The following is a 23,850-nucleotide window of genomic DNA, read 5'->3' as shown; positions in this document are numbered from 1 at the left end:
TGCTTTAGAAGTTCCAGAAGGTGGCGAGTTCCTTCTGGTCCATGTCCCACTTGACGTTGTGGGGAGCGATCGCTTCGAGCTCGAAGAACTCGGGCAGGCGGTCCTGTTCCGGGCCGATGCCGGCCGCGAGGTTGAACTCGTGCTCAAGCTTGAGCACCGTCTTGCCGAGGCCCACCACGTCGTCCATCGTCAGCTTTGTGCCGAAGCGGGCATTCAGCATGTCGACGGTGGCCGGCAGACACTCGGCGATGTCCAGCGCCGGGAAGGCGATGAACAGGCAGAGGCCGGTGGAGTCGATGGCCGCCGTGGCGATCTGGAGATTGCGCGACAGTTCGACCTGGCCCACGTTGGACAGCGGATCGACCTTGCCGCCGACGTTGAGCACGTTGGTGGCGACGGCGTAACCCGCCGTGTGGTCGGCGCCCTGGGTGGTCGTGGCGTAGGTGACGCCGATGCCCTTGACCGAACGCGGATCATAGGCGGGAATGCCCTGCCCCTTGACCACCGGCACGCGGGCAACGCCATAGGTCTTGCCGACCAGGGCGGTGCCGCCGCCGAGGACGCGACCGAGCGGCGTGGCCTTGCCGATCTCCTCGCGCAGCAGGCGCAACACTTCCTTGCCGTCGCCAAACTTGAGGATGCCAGCCTCCATGGCGACGCCGAACATCACCGGCGTTTCGATGCTGTCGACGCCAAGGTCGTCCATGACGTTGTCGCACTCGGCGATCAGGTCGAGGTTGTCGATCAGGCAGTCGGCGCCGAAGGCCCAGATGGTCTCGTATTCAAAGCCGGAGGTGAGATACTTGCCGTCCTTGTCGTTGTAGACCTGCGAGCACTGGATCACGCAGCCGAGCGAACAGCCGTGCGTCGGCTCGCCGCCACGGGCGACGATGGTGTCATACATGTGCTCGCCCGAGATCATGTCATGGTGCTCGCACTGACCCGACGTGAAGTTGCGGGTCGGCAGACCGCCGATCTCGTGCAGGATGTTGACCAGCACGGCGGTGCCATAGGTCGGCAAGCCTTGGCCGGACACCGGGTGATCCTTGAGCGCCTTGGTGAACACCATGTTGGCGGCCTTGAAGGCGGCCGAGTCGACCAGCGGAACCGGGCGGGTGCCGTCCTGGTCGATGGTGATGAACTTGACGCGCTTGGAGCCCATCACCGCGCCGAGACCTCCGCGGCCGAAGCTGCGCAGCTTGCCTTCGGGGTCGCGGGTCGAGATGTTGGAGATCAGCATCAGGTTCTCACCGGCCGAGCCGATGGTGATGACGCCCTTGTCCTCGCCGTAGCGGCGGGCAACCGATTCCAGAACGGCGAAGTTGTTCAGCCCGACCGTCTCGGTTTCGGGCTCGACCACCACGCCCTCGTTGCTGATGCGGATGTTGTACCAGGCGTCGGTCGAAGCCGGCTGGCCCTCGATGATGATCGCCTTGATGTCGAGGCGGCCGAGCATGCGGCCGCAGGTGCCGCCGGCGTTGCTTTCCTTGATGGTGCCGGTCAGCGGGCTCTTGGCGCCTGCGGACATGCGGCCGGCGTTGCCGGCAGCGGTGCCAGACAGCAGGCCGGGAGCGAACACCAGCTTGTTGTTGGGGCCGAGCGGATGGCAGGTCGGCGGCACTTCGGCGGCGACGACGGTCGACGTCAGGGCGCGTCCGCCGAGGCCGGCCCAGGCGGCCGGAGCTTCCTCGATACGGACCGAGAGATCGGTCATGTTGACGCGAATGACTTTAGGCATGGCTCTTCCTCCAACTGCCGATCCGGAGGTCCCCAAATGCCTCGTGATTTCGGCCTTGCCAGACAATGGTTGGCTGCGTGATCGCCACGCTCGCCTGAACCATCCTTGCCGAAAGTCACAAATCCAAGCAAATCAGATGAAATACGAACCTATACTATTATGTTTGCGGCGACATAATTGAATTCGCATTCTCATGGAAAGAAAGAAAAATCCAATACTGAAGTATTTTTAGCGGAAACCGGCCGCAAAAGGCTCACGCGCATCAAACAGTTGAAATTATACGATTGAGAACACAATTGCCCAGACAGCCAAAGACCCGCGGACCGTCTTTAGTCTAGGTCGTCGTCCTGCGAGTCCGCATCCGAGGCGGCAACCGAACCGGGTGTCAGGATCGCCGCATCGAGGGCGGCAATGTGGGACGCGGCACTCTCCCGCGCGAGTTCCTCGACAAGGCGGAAGCGGCGGACTACGTCGCTTCCCAGAGCGGTCAGCGACGCCCCGCCCGCGCTTCCGGTATGCCCAACGACCAGCGGCTGGCCAAAAGCCTTGTTCATGTGGTCGATGAGTTCCCAGGCGCGACGGTATGTCATTTCCAGCTCGCGGGCGGCGGCCGATATCGAGCCAGCGCGGGCGATCGCCTCCAGAAGCGAAATCTTGCCCGGGCCGATGCGCGTGTCGGCATCCACCCGCAACTGAATCCGAAGTTCGATCATCAGCCCCTCCCTCGCACTATGCGATGATGGTCAAGTAAGGCCGCGGACGAACAACCAGCACCGCCCCCTGGCGCCCCGGCGCGGCAAGTCATTGACAGTTCAGGCCCGGCTCCGCAACCCGAAGCTCAGTGTGCGGCGGCGGTAATGACACAATCTAGACGCATCTCCCCCTCGGCGACGGAGGGGCAGTGAACGGCGACCTGGTCGCGGCCATTGCCCTTGGCGAGATACAGGGCGCGATCAGCGGCCGCATGCAAGTTCTGAACGTCCGATCCGGTTTCGCCCATACCAGCGACGCCGCAACTGACGGTCAAGCGTACCGTGCCGCTGGCCGCGGCGATACGAAGATTGGCCGTCATGCGGCGGATGTCGTCGGCTACCTCGGCAGCCTCGTCCGTGGTCGCTTCCGGCAGGAACAGGGCGAACTCCTCGCCGCCGATGCGCGCCGCCACGCCGCCGGCCGGTACTGCCGCCGCAAGGCCGAATGCGAACGCCACCAGAGCCCGGTCGCCGGTCGGGTGACCATGCGTGTCATTGATCGTCTTGAAGTGATCGATGTCGAACAGGATCAGGGCGCCAGGTTGGCCACCTTGGCTCATGGCGGCACCAACGTGGCGGAAAAAGTGGCCCCGGTTGGCAAGCCCAGTCAGGGAGTCTGTTTCCGAAACAATGCGATAGCGACGTTCTGACCGCTGCCCGATCATCACCAGCTGCAACAGGCCGAGAAAGACCACGAAGATCGACGACTCGGTGAACCTCAGCCCCATGGCGAGGCTGTTGGGCAGGACGACCGTGGCGGGCTCGATCGGCGCAACGATCGCTGAGGCTATCCAGTAGACCTGCACCGCAGCATGGGTCCCGACCAGTACGGCGGTCAAGCCAACCGATGGCAGAGGCTCCTCCGTATGGTGGCGAACAAGGCCGGCGACGATGGACAGGAGATACACCAGTTCGATGCCCGACAGGACGGACGCTCGAATGTTGACATCATCGAACAAGGAGCTGACCGCAGAGAGCGCCAGCCAGACCAGAGCGCCCGCTCCGGCCATCCAGGGAGCGGCGCGGCCTGCACGGCCGATGAACTGTCGGTATCCCAACCAGAGAGCGCCGAAGGATGCGAGCAGGACAGCATTGGCGATGGTAACAGACAGGACGTGCGGGACCTGACCGCGTAGCGCGACCAGGATCATGGTGAGCACGGCCAGGGCAAAGGCCGCCCCCCACGACAGGGCGCACGTCTCGCCGCGCGACGTCGCCCAGGTCAACATCAGACTGACGCAGATGCAGCAGCTCGCCGCAGCCAGGATGAAGAAGAGCGTCGGAATATGGAGAAACTCGCCCAACTCGCCCTCCCGTTCTCCGCAGGAGAACGCACCGGATCAGGATAGGAAGACATTCGTCTTCCAAAATCGATCGCAGAGTTCGCAATGATGGGCATTTAGCAGATGAATCTAAAAGCCGCATGAATCGGTCGGCCGCCGAACGTCGGCCAGACCGATCAATGGGCTCATCCGCGCGTCGAGCAAGCGAGGGCGTCGACTTCCTCAGGGCCTGCTACGCCCCAGGAACGATCCGGAGATCCGCCGGATCAAAACCCACGTGGACCTGCTCACCGACAGCGAATGGCTTGGCCTTGGGCGCCACGGAAGCGAACAGCGGCCCCGCCTGGGTTTCCAGCGAATACTGAATCTGACTTCCGAGATATGCGGCGTAAGTGACCTCGGCCGGCAGAGAATAGGGTGTCGGCTCGGCGCGGATGACCATCTGATGCGGCCTCAGCACCAGCTTGCCGGCACCCCGAACTGTCGTTGCGAGCGGCAGCTCGATCCGCCGGCCGAGCAGGTCGACGGCGGTGGTCGCTCCGCCGGGGGTCACATCCACGTCGATCAGATTGGCGTCGCCGATGAAGTCGGCGATGAAGGCGGAGGCGGGTCGTTCGTAGAGGTCTTCCGGTGCCCCCTCCTGAGCGATCTCGGCATTCTTCATGACGATGATGCGATCGGAGACGGCCATCGCCTCTTCCTGATCATGCGTCACGTAGACGGCCGTCAGCCCCAGCCGCTGCTGGATTTGACGGATCTCCTCGCGCACCCGGCGCCGGAGCTTGGCGTCGAGGTTGCTGAGCGGCTCGTCGAGCAGCAGAACCTCAGGTTCGAGAACGACGGCACGCGCCACGGCGACACGCTGTTGCTGGCCGCCGGAGAGCTCGGACGGCAGACGCCGGCCGAAACCGGCGAGGCCCACCATGGCCAGCCCCTCCTCTGCCCTGGCATGGGCCTCCGCCTTCGGCACGCGCTTGACCGTCAGGCCATAGGCCACATTCTCGAGCACCGTCATATGCGGAAAGAGCGCATAGGACTGGAACACCATGGATACCCGCCGATAGGTGGCCGACAGGTTGGTCACGTCGGTGCCACCGATGAGGATGCGCCCCTCGGTGGCGCTCTCCAGACCGGCGATCAGCCGCAATGTCGTCGTCTTGCCGCAGCCGGATGGGCCGAGCAGCGTCACCAGCGTGCCCGGCTGGACATCGAGATCGAGCGGCTTCAGGGCCACCACTTCGCCGAAGCGCTTCGTGACGCCTTGGAATTGGACGGAACCTTTTTCGGACATCGGAATGCGCTCCGGTCAATGGGCTTCAACGCGATCGGCGCGGCGCAGGCGGCGACGGCCGATCAGCAGTTGCATCAAGAGGATACAGGCCAGCATGGTGACGATGAGCACCGATGCGTAGGCGATGGAGATGCCATATTCGCCGTTCTCGACACGGCCGACGATGAAGGCCGTCGCCATGTTGTACTGGGCCGAGACGAGGAAGATGACGGCGGAAACCGAGGTGATGGCCCGCACGAAGCTGTAGGTCAGCGCCGCAAGGATTGCCGGCCCCAGGAGCGGCATGATGACCCGCCTCAAGGTGGTGAAGCTGTTCGCCCCCAGCATGATCGACGCCTCGTCGAGCGACTTGTCGAGCTGGCTCATGGCGGCGATGCCGCCCCGCACGCCGACCGGCATGTTGCGGAAGACGAAGACGATGACCAGGATGATCGCCGTTCCCGTCAGCTCGACGGGCGGGAAGTTGAACGCCATCACATAGGCCACGCCGATCACCGTGCCGGGAATGGCAAAGGACAGCATGGTCGAGAACTCGAAGGCATTCTTGAAGGCGAACTTCTGCCGCACCAGCAGATAGGCGGTGGCGAGCCCCACAGCGGCGGTGAGCGGCGCCGAGATGCCGGCGATCCACAGCGTGGTGAAGTAGCTGTCCCAAGCGGATCCGACGAAATGGATGCCGTTGCGGAACACGATCTTGAAGGCCCGCACATAGTGCTCGAGGGTGAAGCTGTGATCGTAGCCCCAAAGCTTCACGAAGCTACCGAAGAGGATCAGGGCATAGATCAGCGCCGTGAAGACCGCCCAGGGAATGGCAACGCCATAGCAGGTCCAGCGCAGCGCGGGGCTCAGGGCGGCGTTGCGCCCGGAATCCGCCTTGCCGGTAACCGTGGCATAGTTCTTCTTGCCGACCCACTGCCGCTGGATGAGGAACACCGTCAGCATCAGCACCAGAAGCGTCACCGACAGGATGGCGGCTTGCGCCGGATCGGCGACGGTGCCGACGATCGAGAAGTAGATCTCCGTCGACAGCACATCGAAGTTGCCGCCCAGCACCAGTGGATTGCCGAAGTCGGCGAGGCTCTCGATGAAGGCCAGCAGGAAGGCGTTGGCCAGCCCCGGACGCATCAGCGGCCACGTCACGTAACGGAAGGTCTGCCAGCGGTCGGCGTCGAGCGTCTGGCTCGCCTCCTCCATGGATGGGCTGACGCCCTCGACGACGCCGATCAGCACCAGGAAGGCGATGGGCGTGAAGGACAGCATCTGCGACAGCCAGACGCCCCAGAACCCGTAGAGCCAGCGGCTTTGTTCGATCCCGAAGATCTCATGGAGACCGACGGTGATCGTACCGGCCCGGCCGAACAGCAGGATCAGCGCGAGACCGATTACGAAAGGCGGCGTGATGATCGGCAGGATGGAGAGGACGCGCAGCAGCTTCTTGGCGCGGAACTCGGTCCGGGTGGCGATCAGCGCAAAGGCAAGCCCCAGCAGCGTCGTTCCCGCCGCAGTCGCCAGGGCCAGGATGACCGAGTTCACGGCCGGGCCGCACCAGCCGGCCCCGACGAAGCAGGCGCCGCTCCAGATTTCCGGCGAGAACAGTCGTGGAAAGAATTCGCTGACGCCGAAGCCGGCGCCATTGCGAAGCTCGAAGGCCCGCCCCAGCACGAAGGCCATGGGATAGAAGACGAACAGCCCGACCAGCGCCACGATAGCGCCAACCAGCCCGGTGATGAAGGCATCGCCCCGCCCCTTGCCGAGCCCGGAAACACCGGTGGTCAGCACAAAGAGCAGCGCGGCGGCCACCACCAGCGCGCCCGCTCCCATGCCTGGTTGGCTTGCACCCTCGGGCACGCCCAGACGAGGCCCGTGACCGAGGATCAGAAGACCCTGTGCCACCATCAGGGCGAGGCCGAGCGCGCCGGATGCGACCAGACCGCGGGCTGCCGTGAGCTGCCCCTTGCCAAGCCCCAACGTTGCAGCGGTGGCTGCAAATCCGACGAGCGGCGCCGCCAGCCACCATCGTCCCTCGAGCATCGAGACAAGGGCCGACGGCCCGAGATGAACCGGATCGGCCAGCCAGCCGAACCGCCAGAAGCCGGGGTCGCCCACGAGGTACCAGGGCAACAGGGCATAGCCAATCAGGCCGATCAGGAGCCAGAGCCCCGCCGTGCGTTTCATGCCATTCATCCTGAAGGGGATTTTCGGCCCGGCTCGCATTGGAAACGGGCCGAAGTACGACGGGTTATTCCTGGATCTGACCGCCGGCGTTCTTCACCTCGGCGTCCCAGCGTTCGAGCAGCCGGGTGCGCGTGTCGGACGAACCATAGGTCTTGTAGTCGTAGTCGATCAGCTTGACCGAAGCCATGTCGGGCGCATCGGGATCGGTCTTGGCGCCGGGATTTGAGGGGATGTTGTAGACGCCGACCTCAAGGCCCGCCGACTGGGCGTCGGCCGAGATGACGTATTCAATCCACTTCTTGGCCTCTTCCTTGTGCGGCGTCCCCTTGACCATGCTGACCGCGCCGGTCTCATAGCCCGTGCCCTCGCAAGGCGCGACGATCTGAACCGGGAAGCCCTGCTTCTTCAGGTTGACCATGTCATGCATGAAGCCGATGCCGATGGTGGTCTCCCCGCGCGCCACCGCCTTGCCGGGCGCAGAGCCGGATTTCGTGTACTGGTTCACGTTGGCGCCGATCTCGGCCAAGAGCTTGAAGCCCTCGTCCTCGCCGAACAGCTGCACCAGCGTGGCAAGTTCGGTATAGGCGGTGCCCGACGATTTCGGGTTGGCCACCTGGATCTCGCCCTTGTACTGGGGCTTGGCAAGATCGCGCCAGCAAGCCGGCGCATCGAGCTTCTTCGCCGCCACCACCTCGGTATTGTAGATCATGCCGAGCAGGCCGACGTGGACGCCGATGGCCTTGCCGTCGGTCATGTCAGTCATGTTGCGCGCCCAGCCCAGCAACTGCGAGGTATCGACGCCGGAAGCCTCGGTCAGGTCTTCGGCAGCGGCGATCATGTGCGGATCGCCGGTACCGCCCCACCACACGTCGATCTTCGGATTACCGGCTTCCGCGCGGATCTGCGCCAGCACTTCGCCAGTGCTCTTGCGCACCATGGCGACATCGATGCCGGTGTCGATCTTGAAGTTCTGAGCCATCAGATCGCACCAGGCCTGCTCGTTGGAACAGACGACGTTGAGTGTGGCGGCGCCGGCTGCGGATACAGAAATACCGGCCGCCAGCGCGATGGCGCTGACAGTGCAAAGACGGATCATGTTGTCCTCCCGTTCGCCCGGTCCTCGTCCGGGGTCGCTGAAACGTGACATGCCACCCGACACTGAAACCAGATCCAAAAGGTCGGAAAACAGCCGCGATCGCCTGGTTTTGTATGAACAATGTTTCAAAGCCGGCGAAATCGCTCCTCAAAGCCGGTCAACGCGACTGACGGCGAATTTCCGAGACGCCCCGCATCGGCGATTGATGGGGCATGACTCAGGACAATGAACGCCAGGCTTCCGGTGGAGCGATCATCGCCATCATTGACGACGACGACGACCTGCGCAGCGCGATGACGGCGCTGCTCAGCGAGAATGGCTTTACGCCGCTTGCGCTCCCCAACGCGGATGCCTACCGCCAACTCGATCCGCCCCCAAAGCTCGATCTCGCGCTGATCGACCTCAACCTGGCTGGCGAGTCCGGGCTCGATCTGGCCATGGACATCCGCGACCGGCTGGGAGTTCCCATCGTCATGCTGACCGGCTGGGGAACCGAAACGGATCGCATCGAAGGGTTGGAGACCGGCGCCGACGACTACCTGATGAAGCCCTTCAACCCGCGCGAACTGCTCGCCCGTCTCAGAGCCGTGCTGCGCCGCGCGGGGTGGAAAACGCCGGCGCCGGACCGATCCGGTCATCAGTTGCAGAGCTTTGGCTCCATGACACTCGACCTGACGCGGCGCGAGCTTCTCGCCTCCGACGGTGGTGAAATACCACTCACCAACGGCGAGTACCGACTGCTGGAATACCTGGTCCGGAACCGCGACCGCATCATTCCGCGCGTCGAGCTCCTCAAGGAACTCGGCAGTGACCTCTCGACCTATGTCGACCGGACCATCGACGTCCTGATACTGCGCCTCCGCCGCAAGATCGAGGCCGTTCCGTCCAAGCCGGTCTATTTGCAGACCCGCCGAGGCCAGGGCTACATCTTCGTCACCACGTCACGGAGCGAGCCGTGAAAGCATCGCCCAACCTGTCGGTTCGCACCCGTCTGCAAGCCGCCCTGGCAATCCTCGCCCTGTTGACCTGTTTTGCCGGTGCTGTTGCCTGGATAACGCTCGAAAGCGGACAAAGCCGCCTCATAAGCCTGAACACCGGCACCCTCGCCGAGGTAGACGACGCACTCCGCCTGTCGAGCGACGCCGCCGATCTGGCGACACGCATGCCGTTTCTTCTGGCCCTCGACAGTCCATTCCGGGTTCACCAGGAGGGCGAACATATCCTCGGCCTGATCGCCAATATCGAGAACCGTCCAGATCTTCAGCCCGGGATCGCGGCCGATCTCATGAGGATGCGTCTCGCGGTGTTCGATCTCCTCGCAGCGACCCAGTCCCGCTCCGCCCTGCTCGATCGCATCTTGCGCCTCAACGCGGAAGTGGCTCGTGAGGAGCGCAACCTCGCGCTCCTGTCGGCGGGAACCGACCAGTCCATCAACGAGCGGGGCGAGTGGCTGACGCTGCAGCGCATCGCCTCTGCCCTTCTCGGCGCGGGGCGGGCCGAGAACCTGATCGGCCTCGGTGAGTTCCAGCGGGAGTTCCATGGCCTTACCCGGAGACCGCCGGCGGCCGGCACCACGATCGGCCGGGAGGCACGCGACCGGCTCGCCGCATTTGCCGAAGGCGACGACGGCCTGTTCGAGCTGCGCCGGCGCGAACTTGCCCATCGCATCGCGGCGGCCAACGCCCTGGTTCGCATCCGCATCGGTGCCGAGATGGTCAGTTCCTACGCTGCCGCTGTGACCGCCACGGCGAAAAAGGAGATCGCCAGCGAGCTCACCAGCACCACGACGCTGATCTCGGTCGCCAAAAGCACGATCCTCGTAGTCATGGCTGTCAGCACGGCCATCGCACTGTTCACGGCGAAGTTCGTCGCCAGCTATGTCACGGCCCATCTGTCGGCCATTGCCGACGGCATGATGCGTCTCGCCGCCGGCGATCGTTCGAGTTCGCTGCCCCGCGGCTCCGGCAAGGGCGACGAGATCGGCAAGCTCCTGCGGGCCTTTCGCGTGTTTCGCGCCAACGCGATACGCCTCGATCGGGCGCATCGCCAAAGGGTTCGTCAGACCGCCCTGCTCGGGACCATGGTGAGCGGCATGTCGGACGGCGTTGCGGTGCTGGCCCCCGGCGGCGGCATAACGGCCGCCAACGATCGCTTGGCCGAAGTGCTCGGCTTGCCTCTCTCCAACCTCGCAAGGCCGGCCAACCTCGATCAGTTGCTTGAAGCCAACGGCTGGCGCTCCAGCTCGACGACAGCCGGTTATGCCGAGCTGACCGACCCGGCCGGCCGCACCATAGAGCGCCGCGACCGGTCGCTGCCCGCCGGCGGCGCTGTCGCTCTGTTCTCCGACGCCACCGAACGACGACAGCTTCAGGATCGCATGCAGCAGATTCAGCGCATCGAAGGTCTCGCCAAGATCTCCGGTGAAGTCGCCCACGACTTCGGCAACATCCTCTCCACCATTTCCAGCAGCATGCACATGCTGGAAGCCGCCTCGCCGGAGCGGAGTCGCGAACTGCGCCATACCATTGCCAGCGCCGTCGAGCTCGGCACCTCGCTCACCCAACGGCTGCTCGCCTTTGCTCGTCGTCAGCATCTCGAACCCGAGCTTGTGGAACTCAATGACCTAATGGAGGGGCTGACGGACCTCATCTATTTGACGCTGCGAGACAATATAACGCTCGGCGTGCAACCTGCCGACCAGGACCTTTTCGTCCGGGTGGACGCCGGACAGTTGGAAAGTGCCATCATCAACATCTGTCTCAACGCCGCCCAGGCCATTTCGGATAGCGGTCGGATCACCATCACCCTCGCCTCGCCCGATGGCGAGCACGCCGTCATCACTGTGGAGGACACCGGAATCGGAATGTCGCCACGAGTCCTAGCCCATGCCATGGAGCCCTTCTTCAGCGCGAGGCGCGATGGCAAGGGCACAGGGCTGGGGCTCGCGATGGTCTACGGGTTCATTCGCCAGTCCAACGGCGACGTGCAGATCGAATCGGAGGAAGGCAGAGGTACGATCGTGCGACTCACCCTTCCCCTCGTCGGGCAAGCCGCCGACCTGTCTCCTCCCTCGCTTCCCTGGCAGCGTATCCTGTTGGTGGAGGACGATCCGGTCGATGCCAAGCGATCCTCGGATCTGCTGATCGAGGCCGGCGCAACGGTCGAGCTTTGCACCACTGCGCAAGGTGCGTTGGACTGTCTGGCGAACCAGGACGGATTTGACGCCGTGATCACCGACCTGCATCTCGGCAACGAGACGGCCGGCTGGCAGGTGGCGGAGCGGGCGCTCGACCATCACCAGAGGGTCAAGGTCTTCGTGGTCTCGGGGCACTTGCCCGATGCATCGCCGTTCGGAACGCGCTACGGGCCGCGGCTCAAGCTACTCGAAAAGCCGCTCGATCTCGCAAATCTGCTGGGTGACCATACCGTTCCATCCGATGGGTGACAGACGGCACCCCTCGACAGAGGGCACCACAAACATCGACGATCAAGGAGGAAGATTGGCTGGGGGACCTGGATTCGAACCAAGACGAACGGAGTCAGAGTCCGTCATTCTACCGTTAAATTATCCCCCAGCGGGACCCCGACGGTTCGGAGGCGGCGGCGAAGCGGCGCTTCGTCGGCTGCGGCGTTCTGGTACCCGATCGAAAACACCCTGTCAAGGCGCCGGCAAACGTTCCACGGACCGCTTCGCGACGTCCGGAATGGGCGCAATCAAGGCGGTTGAGAGGATCCTCTGCAAAACCTAGCCTTTATTACGCATGGGATAAATGACAGGGATTTTTAGGGTATATTAAGAGAACCGCATCCAAAAGTCGCGGCGCGACCTGACGCTCCCGGTGTTCCGTGCCAATATGGCCGTTACGCGATCGCGCCAAGATGCCGGCCGCCACAAGGCACGCCTGCCCAGAACAACGATAGCGACGCCGACCCAGTCGCCCGATGACGGACTACGCCGCACACCGATGCCGTGGACGAGTTTTGCCCATGATCTCCCGCCAGAAGAGCCGGGAACGCCAGACGACAGCGGTGCTCTGCTGCGCCTGATGCAGCTCGTGCTGGCTGGCGTCGACGCGTCGGGAAGCGAGGGCTGCCGACTCACCCGCGATTCGGCCATCGTCAGCGTGGCGCGCGCCCTGGTCGGCGAGGCGACCGACTGGACCGCCGCCAGCCGCACCGCCACCATGGCGCTGCGCGATCTCGTCTGGCGCGTCGACACGGCACGCGGCCTGTTGCTCGACAAGGTCGGCGACCGTGCCCGTCAGGAGGTCGAGGCCCTGCTCGACACGGCGGACATCCACGCCTTTCTGAAAACCGCCCTCGGCACGCCGCCCAGAGCGGAAGACGGCGAAGAAATCGCCTGAAGCGGTTGACAAACGGCCCGGCGCGGTATGGTTTGGCGGCCTTTCCGGGACCGCCGCGAGAACCATGAGATGAGCAGCCTTGAATCCCCCTCCTCCGCCGAAGCGCGGCTTCACCGCGAGATCGAGCGGCGGCGCACCTTCGCCATCATCTCGCACCCGGACGCCGGCAAGACGACGCTGACGGAGAAGCTGCTGCTGTTCGGCGGCGCCATCCAGTTGGCCGGTCAGGTGCGCGCCCGTGGCGAGAACCGCCGCACCCGATCCGACTGGATGAAGATCGAGCGTGATCGCGGCATCTCGGTCGTCACCTCGGTCATGACCTTCGAGTACGGCGGCAACGTCTTCAATCTCTTGGACACGCCGGGCCACGAAGACTTCTCCGAGGACACCTATCGCACGCTGACCGCCGTCGACAGCGCCATCATGGTGATCGACGCCGCCAAGGGCATCGAGGATCGGACGCGCAAGCTGTTCGAGGTCTGCCGCATGCGCGACATCCCGATCGTCACCTTCGTCAACAAGCTCGACCGAGAGGCCCGCGATCCGTTCGAGACGCTGGATGAGATCGAGAAGACGCTGGCCTTGGACACGGCGCCCATCACCTGGCCGGTCGGCTCGGGCAAGGACTTCATCGGCACCTATGACCTGAAGCGCCGGCAGACCCGCCTGATGAACGAGAAGGGCGACGATCACCGCGACGAGATCGGCGACGACAAGCTCGATGCACTTCTGGAACAGCGTTATCTCACCGAGCTCAGGGAAGGAATCGATCTCGCTGCCGAAGGCACCAACCCCTTCGACCTCCAATCCTTCCGTGAAGGGCATCTGACGCCAGTCTTCTGGGGTTCCGCGCTCAGGAACTTCGGCATCAAGGACATCCTGGACGGCCTTGCCGCCTATGCCCCTCCGCCGCGCGATCAGGCGGCGAGCACCCGCGTGGTCAAGGCGGAGGAGCCGAAGATGAGCGCCTTCGTCTTCAAGATCCAGGCGAACATGGACCCCAACCACCGCGACCGCATCGCCTTCGTCCGCCTCTGCTCGGGCAAGCTCAATCGCGGCATGAAGGTCAAGCACGTCCGGACGCAGAAGACCATCGGCCTCACGGCGCCGCAGTTCTTCTTCGCCCAGGAGCGGCAGATCGCTGACGAGGCCTGGGCCGGCGACGTCGTCGGCATTCCCAACCATGGCACGCTCCGCATCGGCGACACGCTGACCGAGGGCGAGAACCTCGCCTTCGTCGGCGTGCCCAGCTTCGCCCCGGAAATCCTGCGCCGCGTCCGCCTCGAGGATGCCATGAAGGCCAAGAAGCTGAAACAGGCCCTGCAGGAGCTCGCCGAGGAGGGCGTCGTGCAGGTCTTCCGGCCGATCGACGGCTCGCCGGCACTGGTCGGCTTCGTCGGCGCGCTGCAGCTCGACGTGCTTCAGGGGCGGCTCGACCAGGAATATGGCCTGGAGGTCGGCTTCGAGGTCAGCCAGTACAACATGGCCCGCTGGCTGGATGGCGAACGGCAGGACGTCATCGACTTCCAGAACGGCAACCGCTCGGCCATGGCCGAGGACGTCGACGGCGACCCCGTGCTGCTCGCCACCTCCGGCTATGCCTTCAACTACATCAAGGAGAAGTGGCCCAAGATCCGCTTCACCGACGTCAAGGAAACGCAGGCGCGACCGGCCGAAGGGTGAGCCACGGCTGACCAAAAGAAGCAATCGCCAGAACGAAAAGGCCGGGCACTGAGCCCGGCCTTGCTGATTCTGAGGATATGCGCAGCCCCTCACTTGCCGAAGGCGGCGGCCATCAGCTCGCGGGTATAGGTCTCGCGCGGCGCGTCGAAGATCTGGTCGGTCGCCCCTTCCTCGACGATCTTGCCGCCCTTCATCACGACGATGTAGTCCGACAGCGCCCTGACCACCGCGAGGTCGTGGCTGATGAACAGATAGCTGAGGTCGTGCTTGGCCTGCAGGTCGCGCAACAGCTCGACGATCTGCTTCTGCACCGAACGATCGAGTGCCGAAGTCGGCTCGTCCAGCACCACCACCTGCGGCTTCAGAATGATGGCGCGGGCGATGGCGATGCGCTGGCGCTGACCGCCCGAGAACTCGTGCGGATAGCGGTTCCGCGTCGCCGGGTCGAGGCCGACTTCCATGAAGGCCTTGATGGCGCGGAGGTCGCGGTCCGACTTGCTGAGCTGCGGCTCGTGGACCAAGAGGCCCTCGGTGACGATCTGGCCGGCGGTCATGCGCGGGCTGAGCGAACCGAAGGGATCCTGGAAGACAAGCTGCATCTGCCGGCGGTGGCGGCGCATCTCCTCGCGGCTCGCCTCGGAAATATCGTCGCTGCCGAAGCGGATGGCGCCGGTGCCGTGGTTGAGACGCAGGAGCGCACGCCCAAGCGTCGACTTGCCGGAGCCGCTCTCGCCGACGATGCCGATCGTCTGGCCTTCCTTGAGGCGGATGTCGACATGATCCACGGCGTGAATGTCGAGCTTCTTGCCGCTGAGGAAACCGCCGCCCATGGTGAAACGCACGTCGACGTCCCGGCCTTCCAGCAGCACCGGCGCGTTGTCGGCCGGCGGCGCCTTGCGGCCGGTCGGCTCGGCGGCGAGCAGCATCTTGGTGTAGGGATGCTGCGGGTTGGCGAAGATGTCGGCCACCGGCCCACTCTCCACCACCTCACCGGTCCGCATCACCGCGACCCGATCGGAGAATCGCCTGACGATGCCGAGGTCGTGGCTGATGAACACGATGGCAAGGCCGATCCGCTGCTTCAGCTCGGCGAGCAGCTCCAGGATCTGCGCCTGGATCGTCACGTCGAGGGCCGTGGTCGGCTCGTCGGCGATCAGCAGCTCCGGATCGTTGGCGAGCGCCATGGCGATCATCACGCGCTGACGCTGGCCGCCCGACATCTCGTAAGGATAGCTGTCGACGCGCCGTTCCGGGTCGGGGATCTTGACGAGCTTCAGGAGCTCGATCGCTCTCGCCCGCGCCGCCTTGGCCGAGAGGCCGCGGTGGCGCATCATCGGCTCGGCGAGCTGCTTGCCGATCTTGTAGAGCGGATCGAGCGAGGTCATCGGCTCCTGGAAGATCATGGTGATCTTGGCGCCGCGGATTCGGTTCAGCTTGCCGAGCGGCAGGCCGATCATCTCCTCGCCCTGGAACTTGGCCGAGCCTTCGGCGCGGCCGTTGGCGGCGAGCAAGCCCATGACCGCCATCATGGTCTGGCTCTTGCCCGAGCCGCTTTCGCCGACGATGGCCAGCGTTTCGCCCTTGCTCACCTGGAGGTCGATGCCCTTCACCGCGTGAATGTCACCGGCCGGCGTCGAAAAGCGGACGTTGAGCCCGCGGATATCGAGAAGCGTATCGGCCATGTCAGCGGTCCTTCGGATCAAGGGCGTCGCGCAGGCCGTCGCCGATGAAGTTGAGGGCGAACAGCGTCACCACGAAGAAGATGGCCGGGTAGATGAGCAGCCACGGCACCGCCTGCATGCCCGTGGTGCCCTCGGCGATCAGCGATCCCCAGGAGGTCATCGGTTCCTGAACGCCGAGGCCCAGGAAGCTCAGGAAACTCTCGAGCAGGATGACCTTCGGCACCAGCACCGTCACGAACACCACGACGGGGCCGATGGTGTTGGGGATGACGTGCCGGCGGATGATCTGCCAGTTGGAAAGCCCCATGGCATGCGCCGCCTCGACGAACTCCCGTCGTTTCAGCGACAGCGTCTGTCCGCGGACGATACGCGCCATGTCCAGCCATTCGATGGCGCCGATCGCCGCGAAGATCAGCACGAAATGCCGGCCGAAGAACACGACGAGCATGATCACGAAGAACATGAACGGCAGCGAGTAGAGGATTTCGACGAAGCGCATCATCACGTTGTCGACGCGGCCGCCGACGTAGCCCGACACGGCGCCATAGGTGACGCCGATGATCAGCGACACGAAGGTGGCAAGCAAGCCGACGGTAAGCGACACCTGCCCGCCGACCATGATGCGCGGCACGAGGTCGCGGCCGTTGCGGTCGGTCCCAAACGGGAAATACTGCCCGTTGATCCTGCCCTTCACCTCGACGGTCTTGCCGTCGTTGAGCGTCGATATGATCTCGGCGCCGTCGAACTCGTCGGGCCTGTCGAGATAGCGCGTGGCGCGCGGGTCCACCGGCTTTTCGGAGCTGATGCGCGCCGTGTAGCTCGTACCATCGGCATCGAAGGCGTCGAGCTTGAGGCGCGCCCGCTCCACCGCCGTCTGCATCACCTGCTGCAGCGTATCCTCGCGCGGATAGGGATCGAGCGACGGCGGCACCGCGACATAGGACGGGAAGATCTGGTCATAGGTGTGCGGGTAGACCCAGGTGCCGGCGAAGCTGAACACCGCCACGATCACCAGCACGAACAGGCTGGCCATGGCCGCCTTGTTGCGCAGGAAGCGGTGACGGGCCATGGCCCACAGGCTGGTGCCGCGCACGGCGGCCGCCGGTTCTGCGAGGACTTGCGTCATATCAGTCATAACGGACCCTCGGATCGAGAACGGCGTAGAGAATGTCGACCATGAGATTGAACACGACGATGAACACCGAGATCAGCACGACGGTGCCCATGACCAGCGTGTAGTCGCGGTTGAGGGCTCCGAGGACGAAGTAGCGACCGACGCCGGGCAGCGAGTAGACCGTCTCGACCACCACCGAGCCGGTCAGCACCGCCGCGGCGACCGGACCGAGATAGCTGACCACCGGCACCAGCGCGGCACGCATGGCGTGAACGATCACCACCACGCGGGTCGGCAGACCATAGGCGCGAGCGGTGCGGATGTGATCGGCGCGAAGCGTCTCGATCATCGAGCCGCGGGTGATGCGCGCAAAGATCGCAAGCTGCGGCAGCGCCAGCGAGATCACCGGCAGCAGCAGATGGGTAGGACCGCCGTCGCCCCAGCCGCCGGCCGGCAGCCAGCGCAGCACCACGGCGAAGACGAAGGACAGGATCGGCGCCAACACGAAGTTCGGAACGGTAATGCCGAAGCTCGCGACGCTCATCACGGCATAGTCGACCAGCGAGTTCTGCCGGAGCGCCGCGTAGGAGCCGATGGTCACGCCGCCAACGAGCGCGACAAAAAGCGCCCAGGCGCCGAGTGTCATGGAATAGGGAAGACTCTTGGTGATCAGCTCCGCCACGGTGAAGTCGCGGAAGACGAAGCTGGGGCCAAGGTCGCCGTGCACCAGGTTCCACAGATAGTGGCCGTATTGCACCACCAGCGGACGGTCGAGCAGGAAGGCGCGCTTGAGGTTTTCGAGAACCTGCGGCTCCAGCGGGCGTTCAAGGTTGAACGGACCGCCAGGGGCGACACGCATCAGGAAGAAGGATAACGTAACGACGATGAAGATGGTCGGCACCGCCGACATCAGCCGTCGCAGGACAAAACGTAGCATGGACCCGTCCCCGTTGGATGGTCAGGAAAGGCGAGAACGGCGCGCCGACCGGACATCCTAGACGGACGCCTCAAGGGCCGACGGACGGCGCCCCCCGCATTCGGGAAGCGCCCGCGTTCCAATGCCGCCCCTCCCCCGGGTTCCGGGAGAGGGGAGCAAGCCGCACCCTTACTTGAAGGAGAGGAACTTGGTCAGATGCTCGTTCTGCGGATTGGGCGCGAAGCCCTGCACCTTGTTGGACACGAGCCAGGTCGACGCATGGACCATCAGCGGAGCAAGGGCGTGCTCGTCCATGGCAATGCGCTCGGCATCATGCAGGATCTGCATGCGCTTGGCAGGATCGCGCTCCTCGTAGGACGCCTTCATCAGCTCGTCGAACTTCTCGTTCTTCCAATGACCGTAGTTGAAGGTGGTATTGGTCGAGATGAGGAGGTTCAGGAAGTTTTCCGGATCGGCGTAGTCGGCCGTCCAGCCGGCGCGCGCCGCATCGAAGGCGCCGCCTTCCTGCATGTAGGCGTAGTGCGACTTGATGTCGAGATTCTGGATGGTCACCTCGGCGCCGATCGCCTTCCACATGTCGGCAATGGCTGTCGCCACCTTCTTGTGGTTGTCATTGGTGTTGAAGCGGATATCGATCTTGAGCGGCTTGCCACCCTCGCCATAGCCGGCCTCCTTGAGCAGTTCCTTGGCCTTGTCCTCGCGGTCGAGCTGGTCCATGTCGGCCCAGGTGACGGTCGCCGCCTCGTAGCCCGGAATGCCCGGCGGCACGAAGGAGTAGGCCGGCATCTGCGTGCCGGAATAGATCTTCTCCGACAGGAACTCGCGATCGACGGCCATGGAGAAGGCCTGACGGACGCGGGCGTCGTCGAACGGCGGCTTGCGGCTGTCGAACACGTAATAGTAGGACGCGAGATCGGAGAAGGCCAGGACCTGGTCCTTGCCGAGCTTCTCCTCGAGGAATTTCTTCTGGTCGGCCTGGAAGTTATAGACGAGGTCCAGCTCGCCGGCCTCAAACATGCGCTCGGTGGTCGCCTGGTCTTCGGACGGGTTGTAGATGATCTTGTCGATCTTGACGTTGGCCACATCCCAATAGTTGGGATTCTTCACCGCGGTGATGTGATCGTTGGGAACGTTCTCGGTCAAGCAGTAGGCGCCGTTGCAAACGATGTTGCCCGGCTTGATCCAGTCGCCGCCGAACTTCTCGATGGCCCACTTCGGCACCGGCAGCGCCGAATAGTGCGCGAGCAGCTCGATGAAATAGGGGGTCGGCCGTTCGAGGGTGATCTCCAGGGTCTTGGGATCGATCGCCTTCACGCCCAGCGCTTCGATCGGCAGCTTCTTGCCGTCGACTTCCTTGCCGGTATTGATCGCTTCGGCATTCTTGATCGGATAGAGGATGTTGGCGTACTCGGCCGCTTCACTCGGGCTCTCCATCCGGCGGTAGGCGAACACGAAATCGTCGGCGGTCACCGGCGTGCCATCCGTCCACTTGGCGGCCTCGCGCAGCTTGAAGGTATAGACCAGACCGTCGTCCGAAAGCGTCCAGCTCTCGGCCACGCCGGGGATCACCTTGCCGTGCGGATCGAAGATGGTCAGCCCCTCGAACATGTCGCGAACGATGAAGCCTTCCACGTCGATCGAGATATGCGCCTGATCGAGGGTCTGGGGATCACCACCGTTGCCGCGCCTGATGACGACTTCGGCGAGCGACGGCGTCGCGAGAACGGCGAGCATCGAGCCGGCGATCAGCGTCGCCGACAATGCGCGAAATACGCGGGGGGTGTTGTTCATGTTCTAGAGCCTCCTGCCTGTGGTGATGGCGACCGGGCGCCTTGCCGCCGATCGTCAAAGGGATTCATTGTTGCCGGTTTGCTTGCCAGTGGTCCAAAGGCATCAGTAATGCCGGACGGCGCCGGTCGTTGTTCTCTTTCTTCTTCTTATCTGCCCTCAGCCGCCGGGCCTGTGCTGGGCGATCCAGTGCCAGGCGATATCGATCCGGCGCGGTATCCAGACCTTATCATGCGACAAGACGTAGTCCAGAAAGCGCTGAAGCGCGGCAAGGCGCGCCGGCCGCCCGACGAGGCGGCAGTGCAAGCCGACGTTCAGCATTTTCGGACTGCCGTTCCGGCCTTCCTCATAGAGGACGTCGAACGCGTCCTTGAGGTAGGTGTAGAACTGATCACCCGAGTTGAAGCCTTGATTTGTCGCAAACCGCATATCGTTGGTGTCGAGCGTATACGGAATGATGAGGTGCGGTCCGTTGGGACCGTCGATCCAGTAGGGCAGATCGTCAGCATAGGAGTCCGATGAATAGAGGAAGCCGCCCTCCTCCATCGCCAGCTCCGTCGAATGGATCGAGGCGCGGCCGGTATACCAGCCGAGCGGTCGCGACCCCGTGACCTCCTCGTGGATGCGGATCGCCTCGAGCATGTGCTCGCGTTCGGCCTCCTTGGTATAGTCCTTGTAGTCGATCCACTTGAGGCCGTGGCTGGCGATCTCCCAGTCGGCCTCCTTCATGGCCGCCACCACGTCGGGATTGCGGGCGAGCGCCGTGGCGACCCCATAGACCGTCACAGGGACGGCGCGCGAGGTGAACAGGCGGTGCAGCCGCCAGAAGCCGGCGCGCGAGCCGTACTCATAGATCGACTCCATGTTGGCGTGCCGCTGGCCGGGCCACGGCTGGGCGCCGACGATCTCCGACAGGAAGGCCTCCGAGGCGGCATCGCCGTGCAGGATGCAGTTCTCGCCGCCCTCCTCGTAGTTGACGACGAACTGAACCGCGACATGCGCGCCATCCGGCCAGGCGGCGTCGGGAGGATTGCGGCCGTAACCGACCATGTCGCGGGGATAGGTCTTGTCGATCATGTCGCGTCACCTCGTCAGGTTGCCGGGCGGTCGGCGTCGGGGGGCGGAAAGCCCGATCGGCCGCAAGGCCGGCTCAGGGCGTGGTCTCGTCGTCGGGAAAGGGACCGCCGACATCCAGCGTCAGCTCGTCTTCCTTGGCGCCGTGGGCGCGCGCCAGCCGGTTCCAGGCGCGCCAGCCGAATGGAATGTAGGCGAGATAGAGGATCGTCAGAATGCTGAGCACATGGAACGGGTAGCTGACCAGAAGCATGGCCAGGATGACGACGCCGATCAGGATCGGCACCACCCATTCCCGCTGGATGCCGCCATATTTCTTGCCCGAGAAGGTCGGCACGCGGCTGACCATCAGCGCCGCGATCAGCACCACGTAGGCGACGACCGCCGGCGCGGCTGCCTGGGGTACGTCGATGCCGACGCGATCGACGTAGATCGGCAGCAGCACGGCCAGCGCACCAGCCGGGATCGGCACGCCCGTGAAGAAGTTGGACTGCCAGGCCGGCTTGTCCTCACCCAGCATGGTGTTGAAACGGGCAAGCCGCAGAGCGCCGGCAATGGCGAACAGCACCACCGCCACCCAGCCGAAGGAGTTGATATCGTGGAAGTTCCACACGAACAGCAACAGCGGCGGTGCCACGCCGAAGCTCAGGAAGTCGCTGAGGGAATCAAGCTCGGCGCCGAACTTGGAGGTGACGCGCAGATAGCGGGCGAGCCGGCCGTCGAGCCCGTCCAGCACGGCGGCGACCAGAATGGCGTAGACCGCCATGTCCACGCGACCTTCAAAGCCCATGCGGATCGACGTCAGTCCGGCGCAGAGCGACAGCAGCGTCACGAGGTTGGGGATGACGCTGCGGATCGGAATGCGACGGAGCCGCCCGGGGCGCTCGGCGGCCTCCGGCTCGGGATCGAACGGCGGGAAGAGTCCGGGCATCGCCGTCCGCCTCAGGCCACGCGCACGAAAGGCGTCTTGGTGGTGCCGTCGATATCGGCGAGCACCGTCTCGCCGGCGATCGCCCGCGCCCCCTCGGAGACGAGCGCCGTCGCCGTTGCCGGAAGGTAGACATCGACGCGCGAGCCGAAACGGATGAGGCCGAAGCGGTCGCCGACGGTGAGCCCCTCGCCCTCCCGCGTGAACGAGACGATGCGGCGGGCGATCAGGCCGGCGATCTGCACCACGCCGACGACGCGACCATCCGGCCGCTCGATGACAAGGCCGTTGCGTTCGTTGTCCTCACTCGCCTTGTCGAGTTCGGCGTTGATGAACTTGCCGGCCTTGTAGGCGATGCGCACGACCCGGCCGGTCACCGGCGCGCGGTTCACGTGCACGTCGAACACGTTCATGAACACGCAGATCCGAAGCAGCGGCTCCGGGCCAAGGCCGAGTTCGCGCGGCGGCACGGCAAGACCCACGGCGGAGATGCGGCCGTCGGCCGGCGAAACGACCAGCGAACTAGATACCGGCGTCACCCGCACCGGATCGCGGAAGAACAGGGCGCACCAGATGGTGAGCGCCAACCCGATCCAGAACAGCGGCTCGAACAGCCAGCCAAGAAGCACCGTTCCTGCCAGGAAAACGAGGATGAACTTGTGCCCTTCCGGGTGAATCGGCGGCACGGCGTTCTGGATCGACTTCAGCACCGACATGTTGTTTAGTCCGTAGAACGCGGGGCAACCCCGCTGAGAGAAACGGACTTTTCGCACGAAAGAGCGACACATGCAAAGCCGGTCGCCGCCGCGCGCCGGTTGTTCACACCGCTTTCAATAAAAAGGCGGCCGGCGGAACTCTGCCCCGCCGGCCATATGGATCAAATTGGAAGACGGGCGCTTTCCACCCGCCGTCAGCTCAGGCCGGTACGGGCTCGTTGTCGATGCGCTTTCCCGCCTCGGTGCGCAGCAGATAGAGCGACGCGCCGACGATCATCAGGGCGCCGATCCAGAGATAGCCGTCGGGCGCATAGGCAAACACCAGCCAGCCGGCCAGCGTGTTGAGCGGCAGGCGCACGTTGTCGAAGGTCTGGAGATAGGAGGCGTCGGCGCGCGCATAGGCGAGCGTCAGGAGATACTGCGCCGCAGCGGTCAGCGCGGCGAGCGCCAGCACGACCCAGAGAACCGTGCCGCCCGGCAAGGCAAAGGCGGAGCCGACGTCAAAACCGGTCGAAGTCAACAGGAAGGCGGCGTTGATCGGCGTGAGCAGCGCCAGAAGATAGATGGTCACCGACTCCGGCCGCTCGACGGCGGCCAACTGCTTGGTCATCACCGAAGACCCCGCCCACATCGCCGCCGCCCCGAGCGGCAGCAGACTGTAGACCGAGAAGCTGTCCGACCAGGGCGCCAGGATCAGCATGCCGCCGACGAAGCCGACGGTTGTGGCAAGCGCCCGGTGCGGGCCGATGCGCTCGCCGAGAATGAGCCGGGCCGCCACGATCACGATAAACGGCGAAGTCATGTCGATCGCCACCACCTGGGCAATCGGCACGCCAGCCGCCAGGGCGCCGACGAAGAACTGCACGCCCAGCGTCGCGAACACCACGCGGACGACATGGGCCACCGGATGAGCGGTGCGGAAGGCTCCGGCGCCGAGCTTCAACAGCGTGGGCAGGAAGAAGACCAGGGAGAGGCCGTACTGCCAGAAGGCGAGCGCCTGCGAGGAGAAATGATAGGTGCCGGTCACCCACTGGGTGAGCACGTTGATGGCGGCGAAGATGACGCCGGCGGATACCATGTAGGCCGCTCCGAGCACGGGAAACGACCGGGTCTGGTTCGGGCTCTGATTCAAGGTACGGGTCCTTCAGACAAAGGAACGACGCGGAATCAGGGCGATCGGGTCATGAAGACAATCGATCGCGAACGGCTGGGGCCGGTCGCGAACGGGA

General features: G+C 64.4%; 18 protein-coding genes and 1 tRNA gene. 4 read left to right on the top strand and 15 right to left on the bottom strand.

Going from position 1 to position 23,850, the window contains the following annotated elements; genetic code table 11:
- Positions 1–4 precede the first annotated feature (4 nt).
- The 6 genes from CXZ10_RS03310 to CXZ10_RS03285 form a co-directional block, all read right to left on the bottom strand.
- Positions 5–1,738: an aldehyde ferredoxin oxidoreductase C-terminal domain-containing protein gene (locus CXZ10_RS03310; protein ID WP_101287510.1), complete on the bottom strand. Its 1,734-nt coding sequence runs from the start codon at positions 1,736–1,738 to the stop codon at positions 5–7.
- 329 nt (positions 1,739–2,067) lie between these two features.
- The gene (locus CXZ10_RS03305; protein ID WP_101287509.1) at positions 2,068–2,451 is read right to left on the bottom strand and encodes a winged helix-turn-helix domain-containing protein; all 384 of its coding nucleotides are present in this window, start codon (positions 2,449–2,451) and stop codon (positions 2,068–2,070) included.
- Positions 2,452–2,576: 125 nt separating this feature from the next.
- Positions 2,577–3,794, bottom strand: a complete 1,218-nt coding sequence (locus CXZ10_RS03300; protein WP_101287508.1) for a GGDEF domain-containing protein — start codon at positions 3,792–3,794, stop codon at positions 2,577–2,579.
- 211 nt (positions 3,795–4,005) lie between these two features.
- Positions 4,006–5,064, bottom strand: coding sequence for an ABC transporter ATP-binding protein (locus CXZ10_RS03295; protein WP_101287507.1), 1,059 nt, complete (start codon positions 5,062–5,064; stop codon positions 4,006–4,008).
- A 15-nt stretch (positions 5,065–5,079) separates the two neighbouring features.
- On the bottom strand, positions 5,080–7,248 hold the full coding sequence (locus tag CXZ10_RS03290; protein WP_425298909.1) for an ABC transporter permease: 2,169 nt from the start codon (positions 7,246–7,248) through the stop codon (positions 5,080–5,082).
- Between the two features lie 55 nt (positions 7,249–7,303).
- Positions 7,304–8,335, bottom strand: a complete 1,032-nt coding sequence (locus CXZ10_RS03285; protein WP_101287505.1) for an ABC transporter substrate-binding protein — start codon at positions 8,333–8,335, stop codon at positions 7,304–7,306.
- Between the two features lie 212 nt (positions 8,336–8,547).
- Here CXZ10_RS03285 and CXZ10_RS03280 point away from each other — a divergent pair, with 212 nt between their 5' ends.
- Both CXZ10_RS03280 and CXZ10_RS03275 read left to right on the top strand, forming a co-directional pair.
- Entirely contained in the window at positions 8,548–9,294 is a 747-nt protein-coding gene (locus CXZ10_RS03280; RefSeq protein ID WP_101287504.1) for a response regulator, read from the top strand.
- Entirely contained in the window at positions 9,291–11,780 is a 2,490-nt protein-coding gene (locus CXZ10_RS03275) for an ATP-binding protein (RefSeq protein WP_101287503.1), read from the top strand. The genes CXZ10_RS03280 and CXZ10_RS03275 overlap by 4 nt, the downstream gene beginning before the upstream one ends.
- 56 nt (positions 11,781–11,836) lie before the next feature.
- On the opposite strand, the gene CXZ10_RS03270 is transcribed toward CXZ10_RS03275, so the two are convergent.
- Positions 11,837–11,910, bottom strand: a tRNA-Gln gene (locus CXZ10_RS03270).
- A 390-nt stretch (positions 11,911–12,300) separates the two neighbouring features.
- On the opposite strand from CXZ10_RS03270, the gene CXZ10_RS03265 reads away from it, so the two are divergent.
- Both CXZ10_RS03265 and CXZ10_RS03260 read left to right on the top strand, forming a co-directional pair.
- Entirely contained in the window at positions 12,301–12,699 is a 399-nt protein-coding gene (locus CXZ10_RS03265) for a hypothetical protein (RefSeq protein ID WP_143741467.1), read from the top strand.
- 69 nt (positions 12,700–12,768) lie between these two features.
- Positions 12,769–14,382, top strand: coding sequence for a peptide chain release factor 3 (locus tag CXZ10_RS03260; protein ID WP_101287501.1), 1,614 nt, complete (start codon positions 12,769–12,771; stop codon positions 14,380–14,382).
- A gap of 89 nt (positions 14,383–14,471) precedes the next feature.
- Here CXZ10_RS03260 and CXZ10_RS03255 read toward each other — a convergent pair whose 3' ends face one another.
- The 8 genes from CXZ10_RS03255 to CXZ10_RS03220 all read right to left on the bottom strand — a co-directional run bounded on the left by CXZ10_RS03255 (position 14,472) and on the right by CXZ10_RS03220 (position 23,753).
- Entirely contained in the window at positions 14,472–16,064 is a 1,593-nt protein-coding gene (locus CXZ10_RS03255; protein ID WP_101287500.1) for an ABC transporter ATP-binding protein, read from the bottom strand.
- A gap of 1 nt (position 16,065) precedes the next feature.
- Positions 16,066–17,199, bottom strand: coding sequence for an ABC transporter permease subunit (locus CXZ10_RS03250; RefSeq protein ID WP_101287499.1), 1,134 nt, complete (start codon positions 17,197–17,199; stop codon positions 16,066–16,068).
- Positions 17,192–18,115, bottom strand: coding sequence for an oligopeptide ABC transporter permease OppB (oppB, locus tag CXZ10_RS03245; protein ID WP_101287498.1), 924 nt, complete (start codon positions 18,113–18,115; stop codon positions 17,192–17,194). Before oppB ends, CXZ10_RS03250 begins: the two co-directional genes overlap by 8 nt.
- 168 nt (positions 18,116–18,283) lie before the next feature.
- The gene (locus tag CXZ10_RS03240) at positions 18,284–19,906 is read right to left on the bottom strand and encodes a peptide ABC transporter substrate-binding protein (protein WP_101287497.1); all 1,623 of its coding nucleotides are present in this window, start codon (positions 19,904–19,906) and stop codon (positions 18,284–18,286) included.
- Positions 19,907–20,062: 156 nt separating this feature from the next.
- On the bottom strand, positions 20,063–20,980 hold the full coding sequence (gene puuE / locus CXZ10_RS03235) for an allantoinase PuuE (protein ID WP_101287496.1): 918 nt from the start codon (positions 20,978–20,980) through the stop codon (positions 20,063–20,065).
- A 73-nt stretch (positions 20,981–21,053) separates the two neighbouring features.
- Positions 21,054–21,908, bottom strand: a complete 855-nt coding sequence (gene pssA, locus CXZ10_RS03230; RefSeq protein WP_101287495.1) for a CDP-diacylglycerol--serine O-phosphatidyltransferase — start codon at positions 21,906–21,908, stop codon at positions 21,054–21,056.
- Positions 21,909–21,919: 11 nt separating this feature from the next.
- A complete protein-coding gene (locus CXZ10_RS03225) occupies positions 21,920–22,621 on the bottom strand; it encodes a phosphatidylserine decarboxylase (RefSeq protein WP_101287494.1) in 702 nt (233 codons plus the stop codon).
- A gap of 199 nt (positions 22,622–22,820) precedes the next feature.
- Positions 22,821–23,753 (bottom strand): DMT family transporter, encoded by a 933-nt coding sequence (locus tag CXZ10_RS03220; RefSeq protein WP_101287493.1) that lies wholly within the window; start codon positions 23,751–23,753, stop codon positions 22,821–22,823.
- Positions 23,754–23,850: the final 97 nt, after the last annotated feature.

The organism is Pleomorphomonas diazotrophica, assembly GCF_002844595.1.
GTDB lineage: Bacteria > Pseudomonadota > Alphaproteobacteria > Rhizobiales > Pleomorphomonadaceae > Pleomorphomonas > Pleomorphomonas diazotrophica.
Note: the sequence above shows the minus strand (reverse complement) of the source record. Positions and strands in the feature narration are given on the sequence as shown.